Consider the following 16,370-nt stretch of genomic DNA (forward strand, 5'->3'; position numbering starts at 1 on the left):
TCACCTTCCCGGAAAAAGAATAATAAAATAAGTATATACAGAATTATCGCTGAAAAAACGCCGATAATTGCGGCCGCGCCGAGCCGGCCGCAAGCAGTGATTTACTCTTCGCCTTTCTTCTGACTCAGACCATACTCGCGCAGCTTGTTAGCAATCGCGGTATGCGAAACGCCGAGACGTTTGGCTAATTTACGCGTGCTGGGGAAGCTGCGATACAACTGGGTCAATACCGAACGCTCAAAGCGGCGGGTAATATCGTCGAGCGATCCTTCCATCGCCTCTTCGCCAACCGGCAACGACGACACATCGTGATCTGGCAGCAGGATGTCCTGCGGACGCAGTTCGAAGCCATCAAGCTGGGTTAACGCCCGGTACACTGCGTTTTTCAACTGACGCACGTTGCCCGGCCAGCTATAGCGGGTCAACACGGTATTAAGGTCGGCAGAAAGTTTTGGCCGCGGGATACCCTGCTCATCGGCAAAGCGCGCGACGAACAGTTCGGTGAGCGGCATGATGTCCTGCGGACAATCACGCAGCGGCGGCAGGTTCAGCGTCAGCACATTCAGACGATAATAAAGATCTTCGCGGAACAGCCCTTTCTGCACCAGTTCGACGAGGTTTTTTTGCGTCGCGCAGATAACCCGAACATCGACATGCACTTCGTGATCTTCACCGACGCGACGGAAAGTACCATCGTTAAGAAAGCGCAACAGCTTCGTTTGCATGCCTGGCGACATTTCGCCTATCTCATCCAGCAGCACAGAGCCGCCGTTGGCCTGCTCAAAGAAACCTTTTTTCCCCTGCGACGCATCGCCGAATAGCTCGCTCTCCACCGCATTTTCCGGAATCGAACCGCAGTTCAGCGCCAGATACGGTTTGCTGGCGCGCGGGCTGGCCAGATGGCAGGCATGGGCCAGCAGATCTTTACCGGTACCGGTATCGCCGACAATCAGCAACGGGGCGCTAAGCATCGCCAGCTTGCGGGCCTGTTCTACGACGTGGCGCATTTTCGGCCCAACGGCGAGGATCTGGCTGAAGGCGCTGGTATCCTGGGTCGTTAGCGTTTGCAGTTGACGCCCCATACGTACGGTGGAGCGCAACATCACCACGGCGCCGGTCAGCACGCGTTCGGCGTGTTCGCCTTCCAGATACACCGGCGTTACTTCCAGCATAAAGTTTTGGCCATTCACGACCACATGCTCGGTATGCGACTCCAGCGGGTTACCTTCCAGCCAGCGCTGCAGGTTGAAATCAGTAATGAGCTGCGCCACCGGATGGCTGCGTAAACGAGCCTGAGTTTGACCAAACAGCTGGCAGCTGGCCGGGTTGGCAAGTTCTACTTTGCCTTTGGCATCCAGCGACAGCACCGGTTCCGGCATTGCCACCAGCAGCGCGCTCAGCGCCAGATGTTCCCGCTCTGACGGCATCCACGCCACGGTTCGAACATCGGTTACGCCGGAGATACGGCGGATTTCCGCCATTAAACTGCTGAAACTGGCGAACTCCAGCTCGGCGAAATTAAGGTAGATTCGGCCAATCGGGTCGATATCGATACCGCGCAGATCAATACCGCGCAGCACCAGCAAATCGAGTAATTCACGGGTCAGACCAAGACGGTCCTGACAAAAGACTTCCAGACGCATAGGAGTTTTCACCCTAAAAAGGCCAATGACGGATGAATGATAGGACAGATATGTGCTTACGGGAAGATAGCTGTCAACAATTATTGACAGTATGGCGGAAAAATGGGCTTTATGCCGTAAAGTTATGCGGGCATTTCTTTTGCGTTATGGCTCGCATGGCACAGAGAGCGCACAGAAGGCTCTGGTCGCCAGGGGTTTTCCCGGAGGCGGCGCGTTGCGCCTTCTCCGGGCTACCAAATCGCGCAGCGCTGTAGCCCCGGTAAGCGGCAGCGCCACCGGGGGGTGAGGCCACCACCCGGCATTTACCCTTGCCGACGTTATTTCTCCGCGCCGGTTTTGCTTTTCTGCAGCGTCTCTTTCAACTGGCCGATCAGCTCTCGGCGGAAATCGCCGAGCCGCGGTTTATCATCCGCGATCCACGGCAGCGGACGGCACAGCTCCATCGCTTTAATCCCCAGACGGGCGGTCAACAACCCGGCGCCGATACCCTGGGCGGCGCGCGCCGACAGGCGGGCCGCCAGATCCTGCGACATCCAGTCCATTCCGACTTCGCGCACCAGTTCGCTGGCGCCGGCAAAGGCGATATTCAGCAACACCAGGCGGAATAAACGCAGGCGGCTATAATAGCCAAGTTCAATACCGTAGAGGGTGGCGATACGGTTAATCAATCGCAGGTTACGCCAGGCGATAAACGCCATATCGACCAGCGCCAGCGGGCTGACGGCGATCATCAGCGTCGATTCCGCCGCCGAACGGCTGATTTCCCGCCGCGCCTGCGCGTCCAGCACCGGCTGCACCAGTTGCGCGTACAGGCTCACCACTTCGCGATCGTTTTGCGTTTCATGGATGGCCGCATACCAGCGCTGCAGCGCCGGATGCGATTGATCCAGCCCGGCCTGCTGCGCCAGCTTCTCACAGAACGCGCGCCCTTTGCCCACCGCGTGGCTATGCATCAGATCCCGCGCTTCATCGCGTTCGTGCGCGCGCTGGCGCAGCCGCCACAGGCGACGCCATTCGGTCGCTACCGATCCCACGCCCGCGCCGACAATCAGCGCCCCGGCCGCACAGCCGCCAAGCGCAATCCAGTCCTGGGTCTGCCACGCCGTCACCGTCCACTGCACGCCCTGCGCCACCACGCTAATGCCAAAAATCGCCAGCCCGGCGCTAACCATCCGTCGCCACAGGCTGCGTTTCGGGCGCAGTACCGATTCCACCACCGCTTCGGCGGCCCCCTCCTCTTCAGCGACCATTTCAGGCAGCATCGGAGCGAAGGTTTGCGCATCGGCCGCGTCAAAGGCGCGGGCCGATTTTAAGGTCTGACTCTTTTCCGTTTCCAGTGGGCCATCGAAATCGATCCGCGGTTTTATCGGCTCGCTCATCGCAATTTATCTCCAATCAAAAATTCCAGCGCCGCGTCGAGGCGTATATGCGGCAGCGGTTTATCGACATCCATCGCTCTCGGGCGGAAGTTCTCAAACTGGAAGCCCTGCTGTTCCCAGAAGGCCTGACCCGGCAGCCGCGCCGGCACCTCGCCTGGGAAAATAGTGAGCGGCTGCCCATCGCTCAGACGATCGCCACGCAGCGCCGGGATCTTCTCGCCGTTAACCTCGATAAGCCCGCCCTGGGTGGCCTGAATGGACGCCAGCCCCAGACAATCCATGCTGATGCCCTCAAAGGCGGCATTCTGCCAGGCGTCCTGAATCAGTTGCTGAAGTAGCGACACCATGTTGCCGTGCTGATCGACGGTCACGTGATCGGCTTTGGTGGCGGCGAACAGTAGCTTGTCGATAACCGGTGAAAACAGGCGACGGAACAGCGTTCGCTGGCCGTAATGGAAACTTTGCATCAACTGGGTCAGCGCCAGACGCATATCGTTAAACGCCTGCGGCCCGCTGTTTAACGGCTGCAGGCAGTCCACCAGTACAATCTGGCGGTCAAAGCGCAGGAAGTGGTCTTTATAAAAGCCTTTCACCACTTTCTCGCAGTAGTATTTGAAGCGCTCGCGCAGCATCCCCGCATTGGTGTGTTTATCAGCCTGCGCCAGCCTGGCTTCGCCAGCCGCATCGACATCCGGCCATGGGAAAAACTGCAGCGCCGGCGCGCCCGCCATGTCGCCAGGAAGCACAAACCGCCCCGGCTGAATAAAGTGCAACCCCTCGCGCTTGCAGGCGTGCAGATAATCGGTCCAGGCGGCGGCGATCTCCGCCAGCCGGGTTTCGTCGGCGGGCGCCAGCGGATCGAGCCCCTCGCACAGCTGCCGCCAGCGGGCAGACCACTCTCCGCGCTGACCCTGTAACAGCCCGGTCATCTGCCGCGACCAGCTTAAATAATCTTGCGCCAGCATCGGCAGGTCGAGCAGCCATTCGCCCGGATAATCCACGATTTCCAGATACAGGGTTGAGGTGTCTTTGAAATGACGTAGCAGAGAATCGTTAGAGCGATAGCGCAGTGCGAGGCGAATTTCGCTCACCCCGCGGGTTGGCGTCGGCCAGGCCGGGGGCTGGCCATAAAGCTGCGCCAGGCCTTCATCATAGGTAAAACGCGGAATGCCGAAATCACGCTGCGGAACCCGTTTCACGCCCAACAGACGTTCTTCGCGCGCCGCGCTCAGCAGCGGCAACCGGGCCCCGGCGTGGATATTCAGCAGTTGATTAACCATCGCGGTGATAAAAGCCGTTTTACCGCTACGGCTTAGCCCGGTTACGGCAAGACGTAAATGCCGGTCAACCCCGCGGTTGACCAGCGCATTGAATTCAGTTTTGAGTCGCTTCATCGCCAGTCCGTTATGCCCAGAAGGAATGTCGTTTAATGATAAGCTAAATAGATGGGGATAATCAGGGTCAATATAAAGCGCGCCGGTATTCCTCCCCCTGAGGAATTATTTCATTCCGCGGGCAAAACGATTGGCCAGCCGACTGAGCAGCGGCTCAAGCGCTACCGCCAGCAACATTTTCAGCGGCCGACGCGCCACCGATTTCACCGCCCAACCGGCAACGCCCGCCGGGCCGTAACGCAGCGCGGTCAGCAGCACCAGCTTACCGGCGATCTTAAGACCCGGTTTCACTTTTTGCCCTGCCTGTTGCCATTTCATATTCATGCGTTGCCTCGTGGTTATATGGAAAAAGTTTTACAGTTGACGAAAACGGCTGCGCAGCGTGAAGGTATCGGAGGTGATATAACGCTCCATATCACGCAGGCGCTGTTCGCCGGAAGCCAGTTCGGCATCCACGGCGGCCAGTAAATCACCATTGCTCGGCCCTTTTTCGCCGTACAGTTCGCTATCCGGTATCGGGTCCAGCGCGAAAGTCAGAATGATGTAGGCCACCAGCACAAAAAAGAACAGGCCAAAAATCATCGCCAGCACGGTTATCAGACGCACCAGCTTCACCGGCACATCCAGGTGCTGCGCAATACCGGCGCAGACCCCCTTCACCATTCCGCGCTGCGGAATGCGCCACAGTTTTTTATTAAAGTCCAATCCGGCCATTATTTGTCTCTCCAGTTCGGATGTTCCGCATCAAGGATCGCTTCCAGCGCCTGAATACGCTCGCGCATCCGTTTCGCCTCATCGGTCAGCTGCAGCAGGCGCTGCTGTTCGTTCTGGGTTAACGCCCCGTCCGCCGAGCGATTGTTGTAGTGCAGCCATAACCAGACCGGCAACACGAACAGCACAAACAGCGTGAGCGGGATGGCAAGAAAAAGCATGCTCATGTGTACTCCTTACAGGTGGTGAGCCGCGGCGCAACACCGCGCCGCGCAATATGCATTACTGGTTATTCTGATTCATTTTGGCTTTCAGCGCCGCCAGTTGCTCGCTGATTTCATCATCCGCTTTCAGTTCGGCAAACTGCTGATCCAGCGATTGTTGTTTGCCAAAACGATGGCTCTCCGCCTCGGCTTCCATTTGGTCAATTCGGCGTTCGAAAGACTCAAAACGCGCCATCGCTTCATCCATTTTACCGCTATCGAGCTGGCGGCGAACATCACGCGAAGAGCTGGCCGCCTGATGGCGCAGCATCAGCGCCTGCTGACGAGCGCGGGTTTCGCTGAGCTTATTCTCCAGCTCGCCAATCTCTTTTTTCATCCGCGCCAGGGTTTCATCCACCAGTTGCGCTTCGTGCTCCAGGCTGCCGATAAGGTCAGTCAGCTTCTGTTTTTCGATCAGCGCCGCACGCGCCAGATCTTCTTTCTCTTTACGCAGGGCCAACTCGGCCTTTTCTTGCCATTCCAGCTGCTGCGCCTGCGCCTGTTCGATACGGCGGGTCAGCTGTTTCTTTTCCGCCAGCGCGCGGGCGGAGGTAGAACGCACTTCAACCAGCGTGTCTTCCATCTCCTGAATCATCAGACGGACCAGCTTCTGCGGATCCTCCGCTTTCTCCAGCAGGGAGTTGATGTTGGCGTTCACGATGTCGGCAAAGCGAGAAAAAATACCCATAATTTCAATCCTCATAGTTCTGATAGCAGGCAGCGGCCTGTGTAGTAGTTAATACAAATGGCGTGCCAACTTTTATCTTATTGATTTTAAACAAGGTGGTTGAGATATGGCCGCCTGCTTGCTACAGTGAGTTGGCGAATCACACTACTTAATGGCGAAATTCATCATGGCGGAATACAAGGATAACCTGCTGGGCGAGGCAAACAGCTTTCTGGAGGTGCTCGAACAGGTCTCGCAGCTGGCACCGCTGGATAAACCGGTGCTGGTGATCGGCGAGCGCGGGACCGGCAAAGAGCTCATTGCCAACCGACTGCACTTTCTCTCTTCGCGCTGGCAGGGACCGTTTATTTCGCTGAATTGCGCGGCGCTGAATGAAAACCTTCTCGATTCCGAATTGTTTGGTCATGAAGCCGGCGCCTTTACCGGCGCCAGCAAACGGCATCCGGGGCGCTTTGAACGTGCCGACGGCGGCACGCTGTTTCTCGATGAGCTGGCCACCGCTCCGATGCTGGTGCAGGAAAAATTGCTGCGGGTAATTGAATACGGCGAGCTCGAACGCGTCGGCGGCAGCCAGCCGCTGCAGGTTAACGTACGGCTGGTGTGCGCCACCAACGCCGATCTGCCCAAAATGGTCGAGGAAGGTCATTTCCGCGCCGACCTGCTCGACCGGCTGGCGTTTGATGTCGTGCAACTACCGCCACTGCGCGAGCGCCAGAGCGACATCATGCTGCTTGCCAACCAGTTTGCCATTCAGATGTGCCGCGAACTGGGGCTCCCTCTGTTTCCCGGCTTTAGCGAGCGAGCCGTCGACACGCTGCTTGCATACCGCTGGCCGGGCAATATTCGTGAGCTGAAAAACGTGGTTGAACGTTCAGTTTACCGCCACGGCAGCAGTGATAGCGAGCTGGATAATATCATTATCAACCCATTTAACAGCGCCGCTCCTGCGCCTGCTCCGGTCGCCGAACATGCGCTTCCCGCGTTGCCGCTGGACCTGCGCGCCTTTCAGCTGGAGCAAGAAAAAAGCCTGCTGCAGTCAAGCCTGCAGCAGGCGAAGTACAATCAAAAGCAGGCGGCGGACCTGCTGGGGCTTACCTACCACCAGCTACGCGCATTACTGAAGAAGCATCAGCTATGAGCGACGCGCGGCAGCATCGCCGCGCTGACCAGCATTGAGCCTAAACACAGCGCGGCGTTAAACCACAGCGCGTACTGCGCGGCGCTGGCCATCCCCAACGGCAGGAACAGCGCAAAAAGTGACGCCGTCACGGCAATACCCATCGCACCGCCAAGCGAGCTTCCCATCTTATAAACCCCTGACGCGACGCCAATTTTATTCTCCGGCGCATTGGCGACGGCGGTATCGGTCGAAGGCGTGGCATAACAACCAAGACCGAGGCCAAACAGAATATTGCTGAAGAAGACGGTCCCGATATACAGCGACTTATCGAGGAAGGTACAGGAGATCAGCAGAATACCGATAGCAGTAAACACCGGCCCGGTCATCATCGGCAACCGCGCGCCATAGCGCTGGAGCAGTTTTTCTCCGACGCGAATCATCGCCAGTACCGTCACCAGATAGCCCAGCGTCATCATGCCGGTTTCCAGCGGGGTGAGATGATGCCCCTGCTGTAGCCAGATGCTGGTGATCATCATCGTGCCGATAGCGCCATTAAGCATGAAGTTCGACAGCACCGCCGCGCCGTAGGCTCGGTTGCGAAATAAAGCGAAGTCGATCAGCGCCGCTTCACCTTTGCGCAAACCGCTGCGAATAAACAAACCTCCCATAACCACCGCGCCGCCCAACATCGACAGCGTTAAACCGCTGCTCCAGCCCCATTGATGACCCTTGCTGATAAACAGATTAAGCAGCACCAGCGAAGCAATCAGGCTTAATAATCCGCCCACATCCAGCTTATGCCGCTCGGCGCTGGCGCTGCGGCTCTCCGGGGTGCCACGTAGCAGCAATAACGCCAGCAGCGCCACCGCAATCGAAAACACGAAGATCCATCGCCAGCCAAGACCGGTGGCAATCGCGCCGCCGACAAACGAGCAAAGCCCGCTGCCGCCCCAGGAGCCAATGACCCAGAAACTCACCGCCCGCTGCCGCGCCCTACCTTCATACCAGGTTTTGATCAGCGCCAGCGTCGCCGGCATAATGCAGGCCGCCGAGAGCCCCTGCAGGATACGGCCGGTGATAAATAGTCCCGGCCCCTGCGACGCCGCCAGAAACGCGCTACCGATAATACTCAGCGCCAGGCCGAGATAGGTCATCCGCACCCTGCCGAATTTATCCGCCAGCCCGCCGCTGGCCACCACAAAACAGCCGCTGAATAAAGCGCTGAGACTCACCGCCAGGGTTAACGTCTCCAGTGAAATATCGAGGCTGCTTTTCATCGCCGGAACAACATTGATAACCGATTGCGCAAACAGCCAGAACGTCAGCACGCTGAGCACAATACCCGCTAGCAGGCGATCGCTGCCGACGAACTGAGATTCGCTTAACGATACAGAACTCATAATCGGGTCCCCCCGTCGCGATAGGTTAACGCAGATAGCGTTCCGTCAGGCCGCACCACAGCGTCGCACCGGTAAGCAGGATTTGATCGTTAAAATCGTATCCCGGGTTATGCACCATACAGCGGTCGGCTTCATCACCCGCGCCGATAGTGAAGTAGCAACCGTTTGGATTGCTCTCCAGCATGAAGGCGAAATCTTCGCTACCCATGAATGGATTCACGGTACCAACCTGTTCTTTGCCAAAAAGCGAGGTCGCCACTTCACGAACCAGCTCATTAGCCGCCGGATCGTTACGCAAAACCGGGCTACCGTTGACGTGGGTTAAGGTAGCGCTGGCGTTAAAACTTTCCGCCTGAGCGACCGCAATATCATGAATACGCTGCAGCACCGTCTCGCGCACCTGCTGGTTAAGGGTACGTACGGTTAGCTTCATCAATACCTTATCGTTGATGATGTTCGGCGCATGGCCCGCCTGAATGCTGCCGACGGTGACTACCGCGGGTTCAAATGGCGTGATGTTGCGTGAAACGATTGATTGCAGCGCGAGGGTAATGTGGCAGGCCACCAGCGTCGCATCGACGGTATGTTCCGGCACTGCGCCATGGCCGCCAACGCCCTTCACCTCGATATGCAGCGTATCGGAAGAGGCCATCATCGCGCCGTCGCGCAGGCCGATTTTGCCCAGTTTCTGGCCCGGCATGTTATGCAGGCCAAAGATGGCGTCGCAGGGGAATTTTGTGAACAGGCCATCTTCGACCATCACCCGTCCGCCGTACAGCAGCTCTTCTGCCGGTTGGAAAATTAACTGCAGCGTACCGTTAAACTGACGCGTGCGCGCCAGATATTCCGCCGCATACAGCAGCGTGGTGGTGTGACCGTCATGGCCGCAGCCGTGAAAACGCCCGTCGACCTGGCTTGCCCATGCTTTACCGCTCATTTCCTGCATCGGCAGCGCATCCATATCCGCGCGTAGACCCAGACGTTTTTCGCCGCTGCCGACTTTCAGCGTCCCGACCACGCCGGTACCGGCGAGGCCGCGATGCACTTCATATCCCCACTCAGCAAGCAGCCTGGCGACTTCATCGCTGGTTTTATGTTCTTCAAAGCCAATCTCGGGCTGTTGGTGGAAGCGGCGACGTAACGCCACAAACTGCGCTTCATTAACTTGCAAAGATTCAATCAATGGATGTGTCATTTTTATTATTCCTGTGTTGTGTTGGCACGACACTTTCGAGTTTATGCGCCCCACCCGGCTTTAAAATGCGCTTTTTTGTTTTATATTGACGAATTATCAATGACTGTTTTCTATACAATTCTGTTATGACAAAAAATACCCTGTTATTTTTTGTCTCTGAAGGAGCGGCGCATGGAACATCATCTCGGCGATTTCAGCCTCACGGTTCGCGATATTCGTCATTTCTGCCCACCGGAAAGCGACGGATTAACGCTGCTGTGGCTGCTGGAAGGCAGCGCGATGTTGCAACTCAGCGAAGCGCCACAACAGATGCGCGTTGATGGACTGGCGATCGTTAACCGCCGCCAACGCTGGCAGATTACCGGCGAAGAGGCCAATGCGGTCATGATCCTCAACCTTGCCGCCGGTTGGCTCACCCGCCTTGATAGTGATTTTTTTGCCTGTGATTATCGGGTTAACGGCGAAAACATGGATGCGGCAGATAACCTGCGCCAGTTGATGCGCCAGTTGCTGGTAGCCGGGTTGGTCAATCATCAGTCGCGCTACCGCTTAGAAGCCAACCGCTGGCTCAGCGAAATCGCCCTGCTGCTGGCGACTCGCTTTACGCAGCCCATCGTACCCAGCCTGCGCCGCGGCGCCGAAAACTGGAGCCGACGAATTATCAACGTAGTAGCGCGCATCGAAGCCAACTATCAGCGGCGGATCTCGCTGCAGGAAGTGGCCGCCGCTGAGTTTGTCTCGGAGGCCTGGCTTTCCCGCCTGTTTCATAAAGAGGTCGGCGTCAGCTTCGTGCAGTACATTACCGCCCTGCGTCTCGGCAAGGCCGCCGAGCAACTGCTGGCCACCCGCCGCTCGGTGCAGCAGGTGGCGCAGGACAACGGTTTCGCCAGTACCCGCATCATGAGCGATCTGTTTAAGCGTCAGCATGGCGTCACACCGCGGCAATTTCGCCAACAGCAGCCGCAGCCCGCCGCTCGTCCGCGAGTCAACGCCAGTGAGGTCTGGCATCCGGTCGCGGTTGAGCGGCTTTACGCCCGCCTGAATGAGGCGGAAAAAAACAGCGATAATACGCCGCCGCTGCTGCTCAACCCGCGTCAGACAAGGCTGGTGGATATCCGCCAGTTGCCAGCGCGCGCGCCGGTATTGCGCCATACCCGTACCATCGTTACCGTCCGTGAACTCGATGATTTACTCCGCGAAGATGTCCGCCGCGAGCTGGAGCAACTGCAGCAGACGCTACCCGTCTACGGCATTGATATTCACGATCCGTTTCTCAGCAGCCGCTTGTTTGGCGAAGGCTGGGACGACCCGACGCTCGCGGGCTATGCCTGCTGGTACAATCTTCAGCAGCTGTTTAGCTGGCTGGCGCAGAAAGGCTGGACGGTGCTGCTCCATACCGGTTTAACCACCCGCTGCGATTTATTGCAGCGTTTTCTTCGGCTCGCCGCCAATCACTTCCCACCCGCGACGCTTGCGAGCTGGCGCTTTGTCTGGCACTGGTCGCCGCAGGCCGGTGAAGCCGCGCGACAGCTGGCCTGGCGACAACAGCGCGAAGTGCTTGCGTCCACCTTGCAACAACCGCAAATGGGTATCTGGCATCGTTTCCCGCAAAGCGGTATTGCCGACGATCCGCTACTGTCTTCCCCGCTGCTCAACGAGGCCGATTTTCTCGCCTGCCAGGCGGATGCTAATGAACTGCTTGACCTGGCGCAGGCCGATAGCAGCAAACTTGCCGCCAGTGAAAGCTATCCGCGACAGAAATTACGCCAAATCCATAATGCCCTGCGGCAACGGCAGCTCTCGTTGCCGCTGTGGCTGCTATCGTGGAATACGTTAACCGGCGATACCCGCGATACCAACGGGCGTTTTTTCCGCGGCGCGCTGTTGATGGATAACCTGCTGGGCATTGCCGAACAGGTGTGGCTGGCAGGCTTCTGGCTTAATTCCGGGCTGCAGGGGGAGGCGCGGGACAACGGTAAACTTGACACCTCCAGCCTGGCGCTGCATTACCTGCATGGTCTGCCGCGCCCGGTTTACTGGGTATTATGGCTGTGGCGGCGTCTGCACGGCGAAGTCTTAATCAATGACAAAAACCTGTTGTTGTTACGTCATAACGGACATTACCAGTTGCTGTTGCGCAATACGGTGATTTTCAACCCCTGGCTGTCGAGCGAAGAGGCCTTTACTCAGCGCTTTCGCCAACCCTATACCCTGCGGCTTGCAGGACTGGAGGGACGCTGGCGCATCAAACAGCATTTGTTCGATCAACATCACGGCGCGCTATTTCCGCTGTTCGAGGCATTCCGTAGCCGCAGCGGCCCGGACGAAGAAGATTATCGCTGGCTCCAGCACCACGCTCGTCCGGCGCTGAGCGTGCATGAGGAACAACTGGATGATGGCTGGCTTCGGGTGGATTCGCTGCAGAGCAATGCGCTGGCATTATATGAATTCACACCGCTGAATGATTGAAGCGTGACAACGTCACTATCATTTCATGTATGAAAACGCGAGGAGTTAATAATATGTAACTGGTAAGATGTCTTAATGTGAATTATCATCTGCGGCAATTATATTCAATGGACTGAAAATTCACGTGATTCCGGTTAATTCTCATACGCTAACCCGCTATGCCGCCCATGCCAGTCTGATTCACACCATGAAAAATCATCATGCGCCAGCCCTCTCTTTAATGATGATTTTTTCGGATCTCTGCGTGCGCTCCACGCGTGATGCCTACAGCGAACAAGGCTGGGAAATATCAGAACGTAAAAGCGGGCTGGTACTGCGTACTTTCGTCGCCATCCATCGCGACGGCGGAGAACTGGAGATCACGCCAAAAGATTATATTGCCCGCTACAATCAGCTCCTTCCGCTCTGATCCCCGCCACTCGCGCCCGCCGATTGCAGAACGCCAGCAGATGGCTAACTGGAGAAATTGGCGATAAAAAGATACCATGTTTCATAATACTGGTTTATTTCCGACACTAAATTGACCAACTGGCTGGACAACATGCGCTGCCGGTGACCGCATTATCCCCCTCGATGTCGTAAAGGTGGTGGTAAATGTCATTTAATATTAATAAGATAGAGCTCTGCTCTATGATCAAAAAGAAAATATGCGCCTGAAATTGTCCTCTCTTTTAGCGGCAGCCTCGATGCTGTGCGGGCAGGCTTTTGCCGCACCGGCCTTGACTCCGGCTCTGCCAGCTAATGCCGATATCCGCGATAGCGGATTTGTCTATTGCGTCAGCGGGCAGGTAAATACCTTTAACCCGCAAAAAGTCAGCAGCGGCCTGATTGTCGACACCCTAGCCGCCCAGATCTACGATCGCCTGCTCGACGTCGACCCCTATACCTATCGTCTGGTACCTGAACTGGCGGAAAGCTGGGAAGTGCTTGATAACGGCGCCACCTACCGCTTCCATCTGCGCGATAAGGTCCAGTTCCAGACCACCGACTGGTTTAAACCGACCCGCGCCTTTAACGCTGATGATGTCATCTTTACCTTCGGGCGCATCTTTAACCGCGACGACCCGTGGCACAGCGTTAACGGCAGTAGCTTCCCCTATTTCGATAGCCTGCAGTTCGCCGATACCGTAGAAAGCGTTCGTAAGCTGGATAACCATACCGTCGAGTTTCGCCTGAAACGGCCGGATGCTTCGTTCCTGTGGCATCTGGCAACACACTATGCTTCGGTCATGTCGGCGGAGTATGCCGCGCAATTGACCAAAAGCGACCGCGAAGAACAACTTGACCGCGAGCCCGTCGGCACCGGTCCGTTTAAGCTGGAAGAGTATCGCACCGGGCAGTACATCCGCCTGCAGCGCCACGCGGCCTACTGGCGCGGCAAACCCTTGATGCCTCAGGTGGTAGTGGATCTCGGTTCCGGCGGCACCGGTCGTCTGTCAAAACTGCTAACCGGCGAATGCGACGTGCTCGCCTGGCCGGCCGCCAGCCAGCTCACCATCCTGCGCGACGATCCGCGCCTGCGTCTGACGCTGCGCCCGGGTATGAATATCGCCTGGCTGGCTTTCAACACCGCTAAACCGCCGCTGGATAACCCGGAAGTTCGCCACGCGCTGGCGCTGGCGATCAACAACCAGCGTCTGATGCAATCGATCTACTACGGCACCGCGGAAACCGCGGCCTCGATGCTGCCTCGCGCCTCGTGGGCCTACGACAACGACGCTAAAATTACCGAATACAACCCCGCGGAGGCGCGTCGTCGCCTGCAGGCCCTGGGTTTGAGTAATTTGACTTTAAAACTGTGGGTGCCGACCAGTTCCCAGGCGTGGAACCCCAGCCCATTGAAAACCGCCGAGCTGATACAGGCGGATATGGCGCAGGTGGGTGTCAAAGTGATTATTATTCCTGTTGAAGGCCGTTTCCAGGAGGCGCGATTGATGGACATGAGCCACGATTTAACGCTTTCCGGCTGGGCCACCGACAGTAATGATCCGGACAGTTTCTTCCGCCCGCTGTTAAGCTGCGCGGCGATTGGGTCGCAGACCAACCTCGCCCACTGGTGCAACCGCGAGTTTGATGAGGTATTACAGAAAGCGCTGATTTCGCAGCAGCTGGCCTCGCGCATCGAAGCCTATAAAGAGGCGCAGCATATTCTCGCCCGCGAGCTGCCGGTGCTGCCGCTGGCCTCTTCGCTGCGGCTGCAGGCTTATCGTTATGATATGAAAGGACTGGTGCTGAGTCCGTTTGGCAACGCCTCCTTCGCAGGCGTGTCGCGCGAAAAAGAAGAGGTGAAAAAACCATGATTATTTTTACCCTGCGCCGCCTGCTGCTGTTGCTTGTGACGCTGTTTTTCCTCACCTTTATCGGCTTTAGTCTCAGCTATTTCACGCCGCACGCGCCGCTGCAGGGCGCATCGCTGTGGAATGCCTGGCTGTTTTGGTTTAAAGGGGTGCTGCACTGGGATTTTGGCGTCTCCAGCATCAACGGCCAGCTGATTTCCGAACAGCTGAAAGTGGTCTTCCCGGCAACGATGGAGCTGTGCATTCTGGCATTTGGTTTTGCGTTATTGGTCGGCATTCCCGTGGGAATGATTGCCGGGATCATGCGTAATAAATGGCCGGATACGCTCATTAGCGCCCTGGCGCTGGTGGGCTTCTCTATCCCGGTATTTTGGCTGGCGTTGCTGTTTACCCTTTTCTTCTCGCTAACGCTGGGTTGGTTACCTGTCTCCGGCCGCTTTGATCTGTTGTACGAAGTAAAAACGGTGACCGGTTTCGCGCTCATTGATGCCTGGCTATCCGATTCACCCTGGCGCCATGAGATGATCGTTAGCGCCGCACGACATATGGTCCTGCCGGTGTTAACCCTGGCCGTCGCGCCGACCACCGAAGTGATCCGTCTGATGCGCATCAGTACCAGCGAAGTCTATGATACAAACTATGTTAAAGCCGCGGCGACCCGTGGCGTCACCCGCAGGACGATTCTCCACCGCCACGTGTTGCACAACGCCCTGCCGCCGGTGATCCCGCGCCTGGGGCTGCAGTTCTCCACTATGTTAACGCTGGCAATGATTACCGAAATGGTCTTCAGTTGGCCGGGGCTGGGGCGCTGGCTGATCAACGCTATCCGCCAGCAGGATTACGCGGCGATTTCCGCCGGAGTGATGGTGATCGGCGCGCTGGTCATTATCGTCAACGTGATCTCGGATATTTTAGGAGCGATGGCTAACCCACTGAAACATAAGGAATGGTATGCCCTACGATAGCACCCGGCAACTTTAATTTAATGCATTAAATTCAATGCGTTAAACTGAATTTCCTTGGGTTTTAATACACAACTTTGTACACATCGTTTTAATGTTCAATCCGGCAGTCCTCGTTTCGATGGCTGTCGGTATTACCTCCCTGCCTTTCACCCATACCTTCGATATTTTCAGTATGAAGACAGGAGGTAACCTTGTGCGGACGCTTTACGTAATCACAACCCAATGTTTTTATATCCAATTATCTGATATTTCAGATGAACTAGTTACAATAGCATGTTGGGGTAAGATTTTTTCGACTAAAAAAACATGCTTATCATAATCAGGGTCAGCGCAGCAATCACTCGCCACTACCAGGCGGTAATCCAGGTCAAAAGCTTGCCCGACCGTGGAAAGTACCACACCACTGGTAGTTACCCCAGCAATGATCAAATTTTCTATGCGCTGTGCCCGAAGCACCATATCGAGTTCAGTAAACGAGAAAGCTCCCACTCTGCGTTTAACAATGACGACCTCATTTTCTGCGGGAGCAACACCTTCATGAATCGCCGTTTCTTCACTATCGTTTATAAAAATTCCATTGGCTTTAATCGCCGAGAAAATAGTGTTGTTCTGGCTAACCTCAGGATAGCCATTGCGGAACCCGACACTGACATAGATAACTGTTACACCTGCTGCTCGCGCAGTAGAAATGAGTGATGCTGTGTTCCTGATGACGTTTGTAGCGCTCTCTGGTTGCAAAAAGTTATTAAGGATTATCTTCTGAAAGTCCATCACTAACAGAGCACTATTTTTTTCGGTATTGTTAAGTTGAGCCATCATAAAATCTCCAAAATTTACAGGTGAATG

Annotated in this window: 15 protein-coding genes; 5 read left to right on the forward strand and 10 right to left on the reverse strand. The window is 56.4% G+C overall.

Going from position 1 to position 16,370, the window contains the following annotated elements; translation table 11 throughout:
• Positions 1 to 101: 101 nt before the first annotated feature.
• The 7 genes from tyrR to pspA all read right to left on the reverse strand — a co-directional run bounded on the left by tyrR (position 102) and on the right by pspA (position 6,078).
• Positions 102 to 1,643, reverse strand: a complete 1,542-nt coding sequence (gene tyrR, locus PGR10_RS05550) for a transcriptional regulator TyrR (protein WP_045374638.1) — start codon at positions 1,641 to 1,643, stop codon at positions 102 to 104.
• Positions 1,644 to 1,960: 317 nt separating this feature from the next.
• On the reverse strand, positions 1,961 to 3,022 hold the full coding sequence (locus PGR10_RS05555) for a TIGR01620 family protein (protein WP_045374644.1): 1,062 nt from the start codon (positions 3,020 to 3,022) through the stop codon (positions 1,961 to 1,963).
• Positions 3,019 to 4,416, reverse strand: coding sequence for a YcjX family protein (locus PGR10_RS05560; protein WP_113373168.1), 1,398 nt, complete (start codon positions 4,414 to 4,416; stop codon positions 3,019 to 3,021). Before PGR10_RS05560 ends, PGR10_RS05555 begins: the two co-directional genes overlap by 4 nt.
• A gap of 105 nt (positions 4,417 to 4,521) precedes the next feature.
• A complete protein-coding gene (gene pspD / locus PGR10_RS05565) occupies positions 4,522 to 4,740 on the reverse strand; it encodes a phage shock protein PspD (protein WP_015366275.1) in 219 nt (72 codons plus the stop codon).
• Between the two features lie 30 nt (positions 4,741 to 4,770).
• Positions 4,771 to 5,130, reverse strand: a complete 360-nt coding sequence (gene pspC, locus PGR10_RS05570; protein ID WP_015366274.1) for an envelope stress response membrane protein PspC — start codon at positions 5,128 to 5,130, stop codon at positions 4,771 to 4,773.
• The gene (gene pspB, locus PGR10_RS05575; protein ID WP_045393114.1) at positions 5,130 to 5,354 is read right to left on the reverse strand and encodes an envelope stress response membrane protein PspB; all 225 of its coding nucleotides are present in this window, start codon (positions 5,352 to 5,354) and stop codon (positions 5,130 to 5,132) included. Before pspB ends, pspC begins: the two co-directional genes overlap by 1 nt.
• A gap of 55 nt (positions 5,355 to 5,409) precedes the next feature.
• Positions 5,410 to 6,078: a phage shock protein PspA gene (pspA, locus tag PGR10_RS05580; RefSeq protein WP_087859389.1), complete on the reverse strand. Its 669-nt coding sequence runs from the start codon at positions 6,076 to 6,078 to the stop codon at positions 5,410 to 5,412.
• A 151-nt stretch (positions 6,079 to 6,229) separates the two neighbouring features.
• Between pspA and pspF the strand changes: the two genes are divergently transcribed.
• Positions 6,230 to 7,216 carry a phage shock protein operon transcriptional activator gene (gene pspF / locus PGR10_RS05585; RefSeq protein WP_271032392.1) on the forward strand — a complete coding sequence of 329 codons (987 nt, stop codon included), beginning with the start codon at positions 6,230 to 6,232 and terminating at the stop codon, positions 7,214 to 7,216.
• Here pspF and PGR10_RS05590 read toward each other — a convergent pair.
• Positions 7,207 to 8,598 (reverse strand): MFS transporter, encoded by a 1,392-nt coding sequence (locus PGR10_RS05590; RefSeq protein WP_348854743.1) that lies wholly within the window; start codon positions 8,596 to 8,598, stop codon positions 7,207 to 7,209. The two genes, pspF and PGR10_RS05590, sit on opposite strands and share 10 nt — an antisense overlap.
• Before the next feature lie 25 nt (positions 8,599 to 8,623).
• The gene (locus PGR10_RS05595) at positions 8,624 to 9,793 is read right to left on the reverse strand and encodes a M20 aminoacylase family protein (protein ID WP_335209768.1); all 1,170 of its coding nucleotides are present in this window, start codon (positions 9,791 to 9,793) and stop codon (positions 8,624 to 8,626) included.
• 171 nt (positions 9,794 to 9,964) lie between these two features.
• Between PGR10_RS05595 and PGR10_RS05600 the strand changes: the two genes are divergently transcribed.
• From PGR10_RS05600 to sapB, 4 genes are all read left to right on the forward strand, one after another.
• The gene (locus PGR10_RS05600; RefSeq protein ID WP_430923146.1) at positions 9,965 to 12,262 is read left to right on the forward strand and encodes a helix-turn-helix domain-containing protein; all 2,298 of its coding nucleotides are present in this window, start codon (positions 9,965 to 9,967) and stop codon (positions 12,260 to 12,262) included.
• Between the two features lie 124 nt (positions 12,263 to 12,386).
• Positions 12,387 to 12,671 carry a hypothetical protein gene (locus PGR10_RS05605; RefSeq protein ID WP_015366267.1) on the forward strand — a complete coding sequence of 95 codons (285 nt, stop codon included), beginning with the start codon at positions 12,387 to 12,389 and terminating at the stop codon, positions 12,669 to 12,671.
• Positions 12,672 to 12,909: 238 nt separating this feature from the next.
• The gene (gene sapA, locus PGR10_RS05610) at positions 12,910 to 14,562 is read left to right on the forward strand and encodes an ABC transporter substrate-binding protein SapA (protein WP_087859384.1); all 1,653 of its coding nucleotides are present in this window, start codon (positions 12,910 to 12,912) and stop codon (positions 14,560 to 14,562) included.
• Positions 14,559 to 15,524 (forward strand): putrescine export ABC transporter permease SapB, encoded by a 966-nt coding sequence (gene sapB, locus PGR10_RS05615; RefSeq protein ID WP_015366265.1) that lies wholly within the window; start codon positions 14,559 to 14,561, stop codon positions 15,522 to 15,524. The genes sapA and sapB overlap by 4 nt, the downstream gene beginning before the upstream one ends.
• A gap of 228 nt (positions 15,525 to 15,752) precedes the next feature.
• Here the strand turns inward: sapB and PGR10_RS05620 are convergent, their stop codons facing one another.
• Entirely contained in the window at positions 15,753 to 16,343 is a 591-nt protein-coding gene (locus PGR10_RS05620; protein WP_430923147.1) for a cysteine hydrolase family protein, read from the reverse strand.
• Positions 16,344 to 16,370: the final 27 nt, after the last annotated feature.

This window comes from Klebsiella sp. 141198 (genome assembly GCF_050600785.1).
In the GTDB taxonomy this organism is placed as follows: domain Bacteria; phylum Pseudomonadota; class Gammaproteobacteria; order Enterobacterales; family Enterobacteriaceae; genus Klebsiella; species Klebsiella aerogenes.